Genomic DNA, 14,583 nt, shown 5'->3' with positions numbered 1-14,583 from the left:
CTGATCAAACAAGGGCTTTTTTTAATATTCGTTAAGTACAAAACCGCTCAAAAAAGCAAAATATTCACGTAGCCAAGAGTTGTAGCGGATGTACAGCGGTGTAGGCGCTGCAATGGTATACACCTGTGTATAGCCTAACTTTCGTGCAATTGCTTTTGCACGTGGTAGATGAAAGTCACTACTGGCAATTGCAATGGGGGCATCAAGAGAAATCTGATGTCGTTTTAAAATTATTTTACTGTTGATCAGATTGAGTTCTGTGCTGGTACTTCTGCTTTCTTCATATATGCGTGCGGCTGAAATGTCATAGTGTTGAAGTAAATAGCGCTTCATGACAGAAGATTCGGTCATTTTTTCATTAAAGCCTAAACCACCGGTCATGATCATGATGGCATTGGGCTGTTGCAAGGCATACGGTGCTGCGGCATCGAGACGCGCCTTTAAGGTCGGAGAGGGTTGACCATTTTCAATACCGCTACCTAAAACGATGATGGCTTGGACGGAAGTAAATGGCTTGGATTGCTGGCTATTGAAGTGTAAATACGCAAAAAACAGTAAAAGGCTCAATAGCCAAAGCCAAAACAACCACCATGCCGCACACCAGAGCCTTTTGAGTTTAGGGTATTGATCTAAAATATTGTGGATTTGGGTTGAAAATAGTCCGGATAAAATAAAAATACACCCAATGACTAAGGGTAAAAGGATGCCTAAATGAATTTTATCTAATGTAAGTAACCAAATGGCATCTACGCAGAGCAGCAAGCCTACACAAAGCAGTAGTATTCTTTTCATGCAAAAAATTAAAGCAGTATTCGTATTTGGCCTAAGTATAGCGTGAAAAAAACCAGACACGAGGTCTGGTTTTTAGTTGGGACTATTTATGAGTAAACATCTTATTAGTAAACATCACGACGGTAACGCCCAGCTTGACGCAGTTCAGCCACGACATCTTCACCTAGTATATCAATCAGTGCGTGGTCAACGTCCGTTGCCATACCGTTGATACTACCGCAAACGTAGATCACGGCACCTTGTTCTACCCATGATTTTAATAAGGTCGCATGGTCACGTAGCTCATGATGCACATAGCGTTTCTCCGTTTGATCACGAGAGAAGGTGAGGTCTATGCGTTGTACTAAACCGGTGTTTTGCCATGCTTCAATGATGTCTTGATAAAAAAAATCATGTGCGCGTTGGCGCTCACCAAAAATCAGCCAGTTTTGCGTATAGTCTTGACGAACTCGTGCATGTAACAGGCTGAGTAAACCAGCAATACCTGTACCGTTACCAATACAAATCACAGGACGATTATCTGCAATTAGATGGAATGATTCATTGGTACGAATACGCAGTTGTAGTGTGCTGTTGATCGCTGCATGTTGTGTTAACCAACCAGAGCCTAAACCAAGCTCACCATCCGCATTGGACTGCTGACGTACCACTAAGCGTAATACTTGCTGACTTGGAATACTGGCAATGGAGTATTCGCGAGTTGGAAGCGGTGGAAGCTGTTCGAGCAAATGATCAAGATTGGCAAATGGTTCAACATCCGTATTTAGGTTACGATCCCATAATGCATCTTCAATGCGTTGCTGAGTAGAATCAACCACTTGCTGACTTTGAATTTGGTACTTTTGCATGAAGTTTGCAATACGTTCAGCACTATTACCCGGCTGAATCTCTGCAATATCACCCGCTTGCCAGTTGGCTTCATGTTGCGGTTTTAACTCAATATTAAATGCAGGTGCACCTAAACTGTTCGGGTTGAGCAGATCACGTTTGGTCAATGTCCATGCATCAAAAGTTTTTTCAATTTGCATGTGCTGAAGTTCAAGTTTAGTCGCTTTGGCTAAAGCGCTATTCCATGCTTGAATGGCTTGGGTGTCGCCATTATTGACTTCAATTGTGTCAAACAGGTGCTTCGCAGCATTACTCTGCATCCAACGATGAATCGCATGACCAAAGCTACAGAAAGTATCCGGATATTCTTCAGAACCTAAAGCTAATACGGCAAACTGAACATGACTCAAATCGAGGCTTTGTGTCATCAGTTTACGTTCAAAGCTTGAAGCAAGGTCAGGTGCTTCGCCAGTGCCATAGGTACTTGCAACAAATAAAACCTGAGCGGCTTGCGTTAAGTCATCTGCTGAAAGTTGCTGAACAGCTTTCACTGTTACAGGCTGACGAGCCTCTTGTAAGCTTGTTGCTGTACGCCATGCCAATTGTTCAGACTGACCTGTTTGTGATGCATAGCAAATTAACCAAGGCTGTGCATTTGGGTCGATGGTAACTGGTGCTAAGCTTTGACGGGCTTGCTGTGTCAGTTTTTTCTGTTTACGACGTTTGAGATAGAGCATCCATCCTGTGACAAAGAACAGCGGCATCATGAGGGATGCAATAACCACAAAGAACTGATAAATCGGTCCGAAGAAACTACCGCGATGTACAGGCAACATGCTGGTCATGATTTTTTCATTTAGCTTTTTATCTTCGTATAACTCGATATCGGTGAGTGCAGCCGTTTGGTAGTTATAAGTCGCTTTGTTGCGCGCACGCTCATGTTGAGGGACGGCATCCACAAAGTTAATTTCTAATTCACCATTGGCTTTTTTCGGAATATTAAAAGTGACACTTGAGTATTCACGACCAATATTTTGATTAAAGCCGTTCCAACTTTGCGTTAGGGCAATATTCACTTGTTCAGGTTTTAGACCACGTTTTTCTCCGCGACCTTCAGCACCATATTTATTTTCTTGAGCGCCGTGTTCAGATTGGCCTGACGTTGCAGGATTTCTTTCGGAACGTGCTTGGTGTTCACCTCGAGCTTGTCCTGCTTCAGTGGCTTGTTTTTCACCACTTTGCTTTTCACCCGCCTGTTCAGCAGGTTGCCCATTCGGTTTTGGACCTTCTTGTAATTGCGGCTGTGGACGTTCAACGCCCATGACCTTAAACATGCCATTACGCCACCAGTCATAAGACCAATACAAACCTGTACATGCCAAAATGAGATAAAAAACAATCACCCATGTGCCGACGACTGCATGTAAATCCCATAGGAAATTACGTCCTTTGAGCTTTGGTTTAACTGCAAGCCATTGTTTTACAGAATGTCTTTTTGGCCAACGTAGATACAAACCACTCAATACAAAATAAATCAGCATCAGTGTACATGCGCCGGTAATTTGTTTACCAACAGGGCCAACAGTTAAATTACGGTGTAGCTGCTGTACAAACTGGAAGAACTTTTGACCTTTGATTTCAGGTAAAACTTCGGCTGTATAGGGGTTAACCATCATGTTATAGCCACGACGAGCACCTTCTTTGACAATATTCACGGTACTTGAGGCGGTAGCATCTGAGGCAATAGAGATGCTATTAATTTTCATGTCAGGATCAGACTGACTAAAGTGCTGATAAAGCTCAGCAGGGGTTAGTTTAGGCTGCTGTTGAGCCTGAACCACATAACTGTCCTGATTGATTGCTTTAAGTATTTGCTGTTCATAGGAATAAATGGCACCTGTAACCCCCATGAGCGAGAGTATTAAGCCGGCACTAATCCCCAAGAACCAGTGAATCTGGAAAAGGGTTTTCTTAAACATGATGAATTTAATATTGATAAAAGGTTGCTGAATTGCGACAAATTATAAACGATGATGTAGTAGAGAATGTGGAAAAAGTAAGTAATATTCATTCTCATTATTGTAATTATCAATAATTAATCAAAAATTAAACACATAAAAAAACCTCCAAAGAGAGGAGGCTTTTTATAAACAAATGTCTGTTAGGCTTAAATTGGTTTAGCAGGGCCTACAGTTTCATTTAAATGTTTACGAATGGTCGAAAATGGAAACTTCTTGCTATCCATACGTTTAGGCAAGATGTATGCACCGTCTTGACCCTTCACTTTAAAGTTTAAAAGGATGAAGTCTTTGGTGTCATACCATTCATGAATGTCTTTCCAACCGACAGTCATCGTACCCATGTTTGCGCCCATACGTTGCTGCATTGAGATCCCATGCGGCTGAACACCCATACGAATGCCTTTAATTTCTTGTACAGGGACTTCGTTCAGTTTGCGTTTCGCATACCACTCGATACCGAATTTACGCACAAGGAAGTAAATCACAACACAGACAATAGCTACCCAGCAAAATACTGTTGAATAGTTCTTAATAAAGATAAGGCCCAAGAGTGCCAGTGCAAGAATTGCACCCATAATTAGCCATGCTTTTTTGCCAATTTTGAAGTTACTGCGAGACAGAACAAGTTGAGCATAACGTTGTTCTTCTTCAGAAATTTCATAAGCCACTGGCTCTAGCGTGTAGGCATATAAATTTTTTGCGGTCATAGTGAAAGTAACAGATTTAAAACTGTAAAAAGTTTAGCATTATTTATACCAATTCAGTGAGTATATTGTTCCAAAATCATCCAAATTATAGCGAAGCCAGTTCAGTCGATGCCTGATCATGCTCATGACTTAGATTTTGTTTCAATTGGCTAAATTGGTTCAACACATTAAACATCAAGGAAAGCTGTTGTAGCACGATCAAGGATTTCTGATCTTCCTCACTATTTTGTGACAAACGCTGACGGATTTCTTGCAACATATTTTGTGCCGTTAAGTCAGGTACTTCGTCACGTAGTAATGCACCTTGAATGTCATCTGTGGCTTTATCCAATAAGGTTAAGACCTGTTGGTCTTGAATTTTTTCACGATGCGCACCTAAGGCTGCGATATAACTAATAAAGGTATGATTGAGACACAAAAACTCAAAGGCCAAAGCTTTTTGAGTCGGATCGGTATCGGGTTCGGTGGCTAAAGTGGAAATCAGTGAAGCCACTTCTGCATCGGTATTATGGGCTGCACGACGGACCACACGATAATTCAACCCGTTATTACGACCAGATTTATATTGTTCAACCACTTCGGCCAAATAATCACACTGGGCTTGAATCGAACGGCTGATGGTTCGAGGCAGGCGACGGAATTTCCAGTCTGGGAAAATGAAACTCACACCAAACCATGCCAAGGCACAACCAATCAGTGTATCAATCATACGCGGCATAGCTGCAGCAAAACCCATTCCATCTAAGTTAAAGTTGATCAGCGCCAAAATGGTAATAAATGCAGTGGCTTGTGCATATTGCTTACTACGTAATTCAAAAAACAGCACGCCACTTAAAATGAGCAGTAATAACTGACCTTCGACAGAAGGGACAAAATATAAAATTGCATAACCTAAAATAATCCCGATCAAGGTGCCAATGATACGTAAATAGAGGCGGCGCTTGGTGGCGTTAAAGTTCGGCTGGCTGACAAACAGGGCAGTCAATAAAATCCAATAGCCATAACTGATATTGGTCACTTGGACAAAAATATAACCAATAAATAACACGGTCGATAAACGCACAGCATGACGGAACAGCACCGACTCAGGGCTCAAATGTTGTTTGAATCGAATGACGATGTCGTCCCAACCTTTTAAATCATCATCTTTTAAACGATTTTCAATCAGGGCTTGTTGGTCAATATAACGCTCGGTTTCGACGTTGCGTAATTGCGCATCGATGCCTTTTAGGTTCTGGTACAAAGCAAATAAAGAATTGATCCAAACTTCATCGTATTTTTGCTCCTCACGCAGCTTTTCGAGTGACAGTTTTAGATTATGGAACGCATGTTTAAAACGTTGATTATGATGATATGGCTTTCGCTGTAAGATACTGATACTCAAATCTTTACAGGCTTTTCCTTGAATTGAAAGCACACGTTGAAAGCGAAATAAAATATCACTATGTTCAAAAATACGGGTCAATTTTTGATAATCAATATGCGCGGAATCGGCACGTTCATGAATGTCTTGCGCGACAAAATAATATTGCAGGCTACGACGCGTATCTTTTTGTCCACGGTCGCCTTTTAAACGCGTTAATAAGGCTGTTTTCATATCGTTGAAAATGCCAATTAATTTGCCATTTTCTAGCGATAGCTCAATCAAACTTTGCTGATAACTTTCCGGCGTCATATCGACATCGAACAAGTTAGATTTTGCAAATAAGAAGTCACCAAGGGACGAATAGCTTTGCGCCAATTTGTCCTGAACTTGACGCACTGGAAATAGTAGAAAGCTCAAAGTCGAAAGCAGTCCGTACCACATCGCACCGATGACCAATAAACCTGCTTGTGTATACCAATTTTCAAAAAGTTCGACCCCAAGCATGGAATACACGGAGATCACCAAACAGCCATAAGAAATGGTGGCATAGCGACGACCCAATGAACCCAAAAGAATCCAACCGATACAAGACACAATCAGGCCCAATGCAAATAAGATCGGATGCGGGAACAACAGATAAATGGATACCGCAGTAACAAAGAACCCGATATAGGTATAAATTTGATTGAGCACACGGACTGAAAAGCGGTCGTCGATATCACTTAGACCTGCGGCAACCACACCCAAGGTGAGGGGAATGGTCATCAATTGCTGATCTAAAAAATATGGGACAAAGGCTGTTCCTGCGAAGGCAATGACCATGCGCAAGTTATACATAAAGGTCGTGTTATAGGTTGCTTGTTTCAGTCGTGCGAGCCAGGCGTTCAAAATTTTTCCTTTGCTAAAGCGATGGGGCAGTAAGCAATGTGTATCGTGTGAATTTTCACATTGAAGCCAAGAAATAATACTATGTGCAGTGTAAACTTGTCTGCAAAACTTGCTTGCGATAAATGAATTATTCTTATGAAAAGCGCCGAATCACAAAAGGAATTTTCTCAACGCTGGATTGTCTTATTGGCGTTGCTCACTGCTTTGGGGCCACTTTCAATCGATATGTATTTGCCGGCTTTACCTCAAATGGCCGACGATTTTGGTGTGACAACGCAACAAGTGGCCAATAGTCTTCCAGCGTATTTCTTGGGTTTGGCGATTGGACAGTTAATTTACGGGCCGGTCAGCGACCGCATTGGGCGTAAAACACCGCTATATTTCGGTTTGGTTTTATATATTTGTGCCAGTTTTCTGTGTGTCTTTGCCAAAAGTGAATGGAGCTTGATCGCGGCTCGCGTTTTGCAAGCCTTGGGTGGCTGTGTTGGTGTGGTGATTGCCCGTGCAGCAATTCGTGATCGCTTAAGTATGCAAGCTTCTGCTCAAGCCTTTGCCAGTATGATGATCGTGACAACAATTGCACCGATCATTGCACCTACTTTAGGCGCATGGGTATTACAGGTGTTTGAATGGCAATACATATTTGCGGTATTGGTACTTGTCGGTATTTTTTGTCTTTTCTGCGTACATTTTTTCTTTCAAGAAACCCTGCCTGTTGAGCGACGCTTAAAATTAAGTTTGAAACAAGTCTTAGGTTTATATGGTGCGATTTTACAGGACGAAACTTTCCGTAAACCGATGCTCACAGGCTGTTTTTCTGGCGCAATTTTATTTTGCTATATCAGTGGCTCATCTGCCATTTTAATGGATGGTTATGGTCTGAGCCAACAGCAATTTGCTTATGTATTTGGGGCGAATGCTTTAGGGATTATGGTGTTTTCAACCCTCAATAAGAAACTTGCAAATCGACTGGATGTTCGCCATCGTTTGCAATTGGGTAATGCACTCCAATTGTGTGGTGTGCTGATCTTATTGGCGGCAGGATTATTTAATCTTTCCTCTATCATTGTTGTAATGTTTGGCATGTTCTTATGTGTTGCTTCAATCGGCTTCACTGGGCCAAATGCCATGGCATTGGCGATGTCTGAACAAGGCTCACGAGCTGGCACAGCCAGTGCCATTATGGGAAGTATGCAATTTGCCTGTGGTCTAATGGCTGGAGTGTTTTTGAACTTTTTAGTATGGTCAGCGCTCATCAATATGGCCCTGATTATGTTGCTGTTTGTGGTTATTGCAATGTTCACCATGCGTAGTTTAAAAGCTTCATCCATGGGGTGAACTGAATGAGGGTGAAGACGTTTAGCTGGTTTGACTTAAACGTCAGTCATCAATTTGCGGGTATTTTTTATGAAACATGCGCGTCACTCATGATAAATGTTCAAAATCTATAACTATGAATAGGGGCGCTATTTTCCCATTGTGAGGTCAGTATCTATTTCCTTGGAACTTATATAAACAATCACTAACTTGGAAATAAGCAGTGAAACTGTGGATCACTGTTGTCTAACTCTAATGAAATAGAGCAACTGATAAATAAGTATTATTTGCATTAAACACAGTGCTTTATGCTAGATAAATCCATATTGAATGTCTCTATCGGCAATATGTCGGATTTTATCGTTTTTATGACATACCTATAAGGTATGAATTTTTACCTTTAAGGTATGAGTGTTGGGCTTTTTTGCCATCTGAATCGGCTAAGTCTGAATTTTAACTAAATATTTCAGTCTATTTTCAGTGATGGATTCAGCGTTTTTGCTTTTTGCTTTCAAGTATTTCGTTCTTGGGAGCTGCAAGTTGGGGCTTTAATGCGACTAAAGCACAGATAGGCAGCTTGAAATTTGTCCGCTCAAATAGGCGAATAACAAAGCGCCCAGAGTTAGGGCATACAACAATGACAGGACAATAGAGAGCTTAGGATGAAAACTCAAACTGTATTCCACCCAATGAAAACCCTTGTTGTTGCCATGAGTTTGGCAACGGTCTCAATGACTCATGCAGGCAGCAATACTTCTGAAATTGAACAATTACGTGCAGAAGTTGCAGAACTGAAAAGTTTGATTAAAGCGCAGCAGCAAGTTCAACAACAGCAACAAACAGAGATTCAGCAAGTTAAAGCGCGTCCTGTTGCACCACCACCGCAACCAGCTACTCCAGCTGCAAGCTTAAAATCTAAAACAGGTGCAGATGTAAGCCTTTACGGTTTTGTTCGTGGTGATGCGAACTACATCATTGAAGGTGCTGATGATGACTTCAACAAAATTGCGTCTACAGATGGAAATACAAAAGATAAATTACGTGCGACAGCAAAAACCACACGTTTTGGTTTAGATTTTACAGCACCGGTCGGTGGTGATGATAAAGTGGGCGGTAAAATCGAGGTCGATTTCAATGGAAGTGGCGAAACTATTCGTCTACGTCATGGTTATTTAACCTTTAACAACTGGTTATTTGGTCAGACCACATCAAACTTCTTGTCTAGCCATGCACCAGAAATGATTGATTTTGCTACTAACGTGGGTGGTGGTACAACTCGTTTGCCACAAGTGCGTTACAACGTAAAACTTGCACCGCAAACACAATTATTTGTTGCTGCAGAAGAAGGCGACAGTAAAGCATCTAAAGGGATTACGGATGATTCTGTTACTGACTCTTTAGTAAAATATAGTCTTCCAGCTTTAACAGCTAAACTGACTCAAGGTTATGCGGATGGTAAGGGGAATGCATCTGCACGTGCGCTTGTGGAACATCATAAAGTTCAAGGCGGTAATGATGATGAATTAGGGTGGGGTTTGGCAGCTGGTACAACGTTTGATGTGACGAAACAGCTAAAAATTAATGGTGATGTATCTTATGTAGAAGGGAACAGCAACTATTTATATGGCTCAAATACCGCATATGTTGTTGATGCTAATGGGGATATTGAGCAGAATAAATTTACCGCAGTACAAATCGGTGCAACCTATAAGTTTAATGAAAAGTTGCGTTCAACTTTAGCTTATGGTGCATTATTTGCTGATGAAGATACAGATTATGCAAAAGCATTTAAAGATGTTGGAAATAACTCTGCAAACAAAGAAGTACAGCAAGCTTGGTTAAATGTGATTTATACACCAGTGAAACCAATTGATTTAGGTGTTGAATATGTGAATGGTAAACGTGAAGCGTTTACAGGGAAAACATATAAAGATAACCGCGTTGGCTTAATGGCTAAATATAGCTTCTAAGCTAAATCATCGAAAAGAATCGATCAAAAAAGTCTGACTCAGTTCAGGCTTTTTTTGTTTAAAAGGTGGATGTTTCAACGCAAATGAACTCACAGTACTAAGTAGATGGATTCACTAAATCGCCTGAGTCATGATGTCGTACTGGTTAAGGCAGGCGTTGAACCACGTCCTATAATGCATTATGTTCAAATCTTTAATATTTTATATAGATAAAAAATGCGAATACATTTTAGTAAAAACAAATAGATATAACTTTAAATTATAGCAAATAAAACTTTTTGTAATTAAAATTAATGAAATTTCTCTGTTCTCCACGCATAATGTGCGACTTTTCTAATCAGCATTTGATTTTATGTATTTCATCTATGATGTGAATATTGTAGTAAGTGTTGGTTTAGTAAGCATGAACTGCTTTTATGGATTTGTTTTGTCGAATTGAGTTTTCACTTCTTTTAACTCAGGCGTACATATTTGAATCAGATGATGAATATTTATGATTGGCAATGAATAGCTGGTAGCCTGATTTATTGGTTAAATTTACAAATTGGAATTGTATTTTAATTAATAAACGCTACTAATTTCTATTAATTGGACTAATAAATATTCTAACCATTTTGGACAAATTATTATGGAATTTAGCTTTAACGCATTTTATACCTTAATCGCAGCGGTAATTGTGCTTTTGTTGGGACGATTTCTTGTTAATCGTATTGGATTTTTAGGTCGATACAACATTCCAGAGCCTGTTGCCGGTGGTTTAGTTGCCGCGATTATTTCTTTGGTGGTACACAGTCTTTGGGGCTATAGCATTACAACGAGTAGTGAATTACAAACGAGTTTCATGCTGATTTTCTTCGCTTCTATTGGCTTAAGTGCAAACTTTGCCAAATTAAAAGAGGGCGGAATCGGCTTGGTCATCTTTATCGTCGCTGTTGCTTCATTCATCATGGTGCAGAACCTCGTAGGTATCAGTCTTGCGACGGTGCTAGGTATTGACCCTCTTATTGGTTTGATTGCAGGTTCTATTACCCTTACCGGTGGTCATGGTACTGCAGGCGCATGGGGTGAAATTTTAGAAGTTCAACATGGCATTCAAGGTGCATTAGCCTTAGGTATGGCAAGTGCGACATTTGGTTTGATTATTGGCGGTATTATCGGTGGTCCACTGGCTAAGCTATTAATTAACCGCTATCAACTTGCAACGCCTCGTACTCATGAACAAATTGAAAAAAGTGATAACACTCCTCTAGCAGATATTAATTCAACAGAATATGTGCCGTTTGAATATCCGCATCGAGTTCGTCTCATTACAGCAGATAATGCGATTACCACATTAGGTTTATTTGCAGGGTGTTTAGCATTTGCGGACTTCATGACCGATTTTAGTAAAGGTACTGTATTTGAATTACCGACATTTGTTTGGGCACTGGCTGGTGGTGTAATTTTGCGAAATGTACTGGAGGGTATTTTCCGTGTACAAATTTTTGACCGCGCTATCGATGTATTTGGTAATGCATCTCTATCTTTGTATTTGGCGATGGCATTGTTGTCATTAAAGTTATGGCAATTGTCCGATCTCGCTGGCCCACTTGTAGTCATTTTGGGTGCACAAACGCTGACGATGGCTTTGTATGCTGCTTTTGTGACTTTCCGTGTCATGGGTAAAAACTACGATGCTGCTGTTTTATCAGCAGGTCACTGTGGTTTTGGTATGGGTGCAACCCCGACGGCTGTGGCAAATATGCAAGCCATTACCAATATGTATGGCCCTTCACATAAGGCATTCTTAATTGTGCCGCTATGTGGTGCATTCTTTGTTGACTTAATTAATGCGACGGTTATTCAATTAATTCTCAAATTTTTCGCTTAATTCTACAAAGGCTCTAATTTAGAGCCTTTGTTTTTGTATTCGCATTTTAGGTATTGATTATGGATGAACAATTAAATGCAACTCTCATGGGCTGGGTCAAAGTTTTTAATGATCCACTTTGGGATTTCTTAGTCGTATTTTTAGTGGCTGTTGGTATTTTCTATACCTTAATCACTGGCGCAGTTCAGATTCGTCTATTTTTTCATAGTATTCAAGTGATGAAATCTAGCCGTAAAGAAGGTGATGATGAACATGGGATTACACCATTCCAAGCTTTTGTAACTGGTCTAGCAAGTCGTGTCGGTGTGGGTAATGTGGCCGGTGTTGCAATTGCAATTGCGATTGGTGGGCCGGGTGCGGTGTTTTGGATGTGGATGACGGCATTTTTAGGGATGAGTTCAGCATTTGTGGAATCTTCACTTGCACAGCTCTTCAAAGTGCGTGATACGCAAAATCAGCAATTTCGTGGTGGTCCAGCGTACTACATCACGCAAGGCTTGAAGCAAAAGTGGTTGGGTGTGGTTTTTGCCATCGCGCTGATTTCAACTTACGGTTTTGTCTTTAATGCGGTGCAAGCCAATGCGATTACAGGTGCGACCTCACATGCGTGGGGCTGGGATAAAGCCAATATCATTTTAGACTTAGGTGGTTTCGGTTTCGAAATCTCTTGGGTGGGCTTGTTCTTGGTGTTCATTACTGCGCTGATTATTTTTGGCGGGATTAAACGAATCGCCAAAGTTGCAGAAAGATTTGTACCCTTTATGGCGTTGCTTTATCTCGCAGTTGCTTTCTATGTTGCATTTGCTAACTTTGCGATGCTCCCAGATATTTTCCAGTTAATTTTCAGTAAAGCCTTTGAATTTGATGCTGCGGCAGGTGGTTTTTTCGGTGCCATGGTTTCTATGGCAATGATGCAGGGGATTAAACGTGGTTTATTCTCGAATGAAGCGGGTATGGGCTCTGCACCCAATGCTGCGGCAGCATCAGATGTTAAACACCCTGTCAATCAAGGCCTAGTTCAGATGCTCGGTGTCTTTGTCGATACATTTGTCGTGTGTACCTGTACGGCGATCATTATTTTGGCATCTGGCTTGTATGAAAATGCAGGCTTTGAAGGCGTTGCTTTGACGCAAATGGCGCTTGAAAGCCAGATTGGCGCATGGGGAGATGACTTCCTTGCTATTATCTTGTTCTTATTCGCTTATTCTTCAGTAATCGGTAACTATGCTTATGCTGAAGGTAATGTGCAGTTTATCAATAACAATCCTAAGGTCATGTTTGTATTCCGTGTATTCGTCCTGATGATGGTGTACTTTGGTTCAATCATGAGTGTGCCTCTGATTTGGAACTTAGCGGATCTCTTCATGGGCGTGATGGCGAGTATTAACCTCTTTGCAATTTTATTGCTGACTCCATTTTTATTGATGTTGATGAAAGACTACACCTCACAGTTAAAACGTGGTGTAAAAGAGCCCGTGTTTAAAATGGATGAACATCCAAAATATAAGGATCGTGTTAATTCCGATATTTGGTAAAGTCAAAAATTAACTTTAAAAAGCTCCGTTGTCGGGGCTTTTTTTGCTAGACAATGTTTTGGATCTTGAGGTGGAAATTCTGCTAGACACTGAAATTTTGACAGCCAATGACTTTCTAGGTTGTATGTCAATATAATGTGCATCGGTCAGAGGCATTAACGAATAATAACAGTGACGTGAATGTGGACTGATTAGACTACTTTTTCTCTTCAAATCTCGAGTTGCATTTGGAATATCTCTCAATGAAAAGCATAACTGTTTTGATGACTGCATTCGCAATCAGCCTTGTAGGTTGTCAAAGTGTGGGCTCAAAAACGGTCAGCGCTGAAACAACCTCACAAATTCGGACTTATACCGCAGCACCTGCTCAAGTGGCGAATAACCGCATTGACTTTAAAAAAGTGAAAAAGCAGGAAAAGCGTCCGATTGTTGCTTTGGTTTTAGGGAGTGGTGGGGCACGTGGTTATGCGCACATTGGCGCCATTCAGATACTTGAACAGCAGGGAATACACCCTGATTTTATTGTCGGAACCAGTGCGGGCAGTATTGTGGGTTCAATCTATGCATCAGGTAAAAGTGCCAATGAGTTAAGAGATATCGCTTTGAATATGAAAGCCAATGATGTTCGAGAAATACGTTTGGACAAAAAAGGCTTTTTTGACGGTAAAAAAGTTGAAGATTATATCAATGAGCAAGTTGATGACGTGCCTTTAGAGTTGCTAAAAACCCCAATGTATGTTGTGGCAACCGAGTTAAAGGATGGCAAAAAAGTCGTGTTCAACTATGGCAATACGGGGCAGGCTGTTCGTGCTTCGGTGTCGATTCCGAGCATGTTTATTCCAACGATTATTGAAGACACAGAATATGTCGATGGTGGCTTGGTCAGCCCTGTTCCTGTGGACGTTGCACGCGATTTAGGGGCGGATATTATTATTGCGGTGGATATTTTGGCACGACCGATTCATACCGAAACGTCGAATGTTTGGGGCTTGTTTAACCAAAATATCAATATTATGCAAAATCGTTTAGCTCAAGAAGAACTCAAGCGAGCAGACATTGTGATTCAACCTGATTTACGTGAAAAAGCACATATATTTGATGTAAAAGGTCGTGAAGCGACGATGCTTGCAGGTGAAGAGGCAACCTTAGAAAAACTTGGAGAGATTTCTCGGGTTTATGCTGAACATCAATATAGCAAGGGACATCATATTCCTTATTTAGCAGCCAAAGACTAGGTTGGTACGATCCGTAAATTGACATGCATCCTGTTCACCTAGCAGGGTGCATTT

9 protein-coding genes are annotated in these 14,583 nt (G+C 41.0%); 5 read left to right on the top strand and 4 right to left on the bottom strand.

Annotation, left to right across the window (positions count from 1 at the left end; all coding sequences use genetic code 11):
- Positions 1–21: 21 nt before the first annotated feature.
- The 4 genes from FTU36_RS09525 to yccS all read right to left on the bottom strand — a co-directional run bounded on the left by FTU36_RS09525 (position 22) and on the right by yccS (position 6,602).
- Entirely contained in the window at positions 22–792 is a 771-nt protein-coding gene (locus FTU36_RS09525; protein ID WP_180117613.1) for a YdcF family protein, read from the bottom strand.
- A gap of 104 nt (positions 793–896) precedes the next feature.
- A complete protein-coding gene (locus FTU36_RS09520) occupies positions 897–3,599 on the bottom strand; it encodes a sulfite reductase flavoprotein subunit alpha (RefSeq protein WP_180117611.1) in 2,703 nt (900 codons plus the stop codon).
- Positions 3,600–3,787: 188 nt separating this feature from the next.
- Positions 3,788–4,348 (bottom strand): YcxB family protein, encoded by a 561-nt coding sequence (locus tag FTU36_RS09515; RefSeq protein ID WP_180004995.1) that lies wholly within the window; start codon positions 4,346–4,348, stop codon positions 3,788–3,790.
- An 85-nt stretch (positions 4,349–4,433) separates the two neighbouring features.
- On the bottom strand, positions 4,434–6,602 hold the full coding sequence (yccS, locus tag FTU36_RS09510) for a YccS family putative transporter (RefSeq protein ID WP_180117609.1): 2,169 nt from the start codon (positions 6,600–6,602) through the stop codon (positions 4,434–4,436).
- Between the two features lie 135 nt (positions 6,603–6,737).
- On the opposite strand from yccS, the gene FTU36_RS09505 reads away from it, so the two are divergent.
- The 5 genes from FTU36_RS09505 (at position 6,738) to FTU36_RS09485 (ending at position 14,529) form a co-directional block, all read left to right on the top strand.
- Entirely contained in the window at positions 6,738–7,940 is a 1,203-nt protein-coding gene (locus FTU36_RS09505; RefSeq protein WP_180117607.1) for a multidrug effflux MFS transporter, read from the top strand.
- A 641-nt stretch (positions 7,941–8,581) separates the two neighbouring features.
- Complete coding sequence (locus FTU36_RS09500; RefSeq protein WP_180117605.1) at positions 8,582–9,889, top strand: DcaP family trimeric outer membrane transporter; 1,308 nt, start codon at positions 8,582–8,584, stop codon at positions 9,887–9,889.
- A gap of 628 nt (positions 9,890–10,517) precedes the next feature.
- On the top strand, positions 10,518–11,759 hold the full coding sequence (gltS, locus tag FTU36_RS09495; RefSeq protein WP_168379287.1) for a sodium/glutamate symporter: 1,242 nt from the start codon (positions 10,518–10,520) through the stop codon (positions 11,757–11,759).
- 59 nt (positions 11,760–11,818) lie between these two features.
- Entirely contained in the window at positions 11,819–13,294 is a 1,476-nt protein-coding gene (locus FTU36_RS09490; RefSeq protein ID WP_180117604.1) for a sodium:alanine symporter family protein, read from the top strand.
- 242 nt (positions 13,295–13,536) lie between these two features.
- Positions 13,537–14,529, top strand: coding sequence for a patatin-like phospholipase family protein (locus FTU36_RS09485; RefSeq protein WP_180055511.1), 993 nt, complete (start codon positions 13,537–13,539; stop codon positions 14,527–14,529).
- Positions 14,530–14,583: the final 54 nt, after the last annotated feature.

Origin of the sequence: Acinetobacter sp. YH12096 (genome assembly GCF_013419215.1) — a bacterium.
In the GTDB taxonomy this organism is placed as follows: Bacteria; Pseudomonadota; Gammaproteobacteria; order Pseudomonadales; family Moraxellaceae; genus Acinetobacter; species Acinetobacter amyesii.
This window is presented reverse-complemented; position numbering and strand designations above follow the sequence as displayed.